The 1,120-nt window shown below is 60.9% G+C and carries 1 protein-coding gene; it reads right to left on the bottom strand.

The features are described 5' to 3' along the window. Positions 1-1,120, bottom strand: a 1,120-nt coding sequence (locus L9059_RS30520) for a retention module-containing protein (RefSeq protein ID WP_247296830.1), incomplete at both ends; no start/stop codon positions are given.

Below are 1,120 nucleotides of genomic sequence, written 5' to 3' on the forward strand. Positions count from 1 at the left end.
TTAGTGCTCGGCACCAGGTTTTCAAAGTTACCGCCAGTAGCGCCAGTGATCGTAGTGCTGACGGTGCTGCCGTTGACATAAACGTCATTGGCCGGAGTCTCGACCACGACGGTGCCAGTGGTCTGGCCCGCACCGATGGTGATGACCGAGCCATTGCTCAAGGTCACGGTCACCGGAGTACCAGCAGGGTTGGTCAAAGTCGCGGTGTAGGTGATCGCGCCGCCTTCAACCACAGTCGAGCCAGCAGTCAGGGTGACAGCGGTGGCGTCGATCGAATCGGTGATGGTGGTAACAGCCGGTGTAGTGCTCGGCACCAGGTTTTCAAAGTTACCGCCAGTAGCGCCAGTGATCGTAGTGCTGACGGTGCTGCCGTTGACATAAACGTCATTGGCCGGAGTCTCGACCACGACGGTGCCAGTGGTCTGGCCGGCGCCGATGGTGATGACCGAGCCATTGCTCAAGGTCACGGTGACTGGTGTCTGAGCCGGATTAGTCAGCGTCGCTGTGTAGGTAATCGAACCGCCTTCAACCACAGTCGAGCCTGCGGTCAGGGTGACGGTAGTGGTATCCACGGTGTCAGTGACTTGGGTAACGGCCGGAGCGGTCGGAGGCGTAACGGTAATCCCGCCACCGGTAGTACCGGTGACGTTTACTTCGATCTGGCTCGCGTCGTTATAGACAGTGTCGTTCGGTGCGAGTGGCACATTGACGGTGCCAGTGGTCTGGCCCGCAGCAACCACGATGACCGCGCCATTGGACAAGGTGATGGTCAGGTCGCTCAGAGGAGCCTGGCTCAGGTTCGCGGTGTAGACCAGTACACCGCCTGCCTCAGTAATGGTTGGAGTCGCGCTCAGGCTCAGCGTCGAGGTGCGAGGGGCGTCTACAACGGCGTTGTTGTTCTGGGTATTAACGGTTTCCAGCGTGGTCAGGGGCACAGCGCCGAAACCTGCGGTTGGAAAACCAACGGTCGGATCAACCCGCCCAGCGGTTGCATCGAGCAGCACGAAGCTGTGGCCGCCGCCCGCTGCGCCGCCATTGCTTGCGGCTGTCGGGCCTGCAGCAGTGGCTTCCAGGTCTTTGGTCGGGTCGGCGCCGGCTACGATGGCCTGTTGCAGCTCTT

The organism is Pseudomonas violetae (assembly GCF_023072615.1).
Classification (GTDB): domain Bacteria; phylum Pseudomonadota; class Gammaproteobacteria; order Pseudomonadales; family Pseudomonadaceae; genus Aquipseudomonas; species Aquipseudomonas violetae.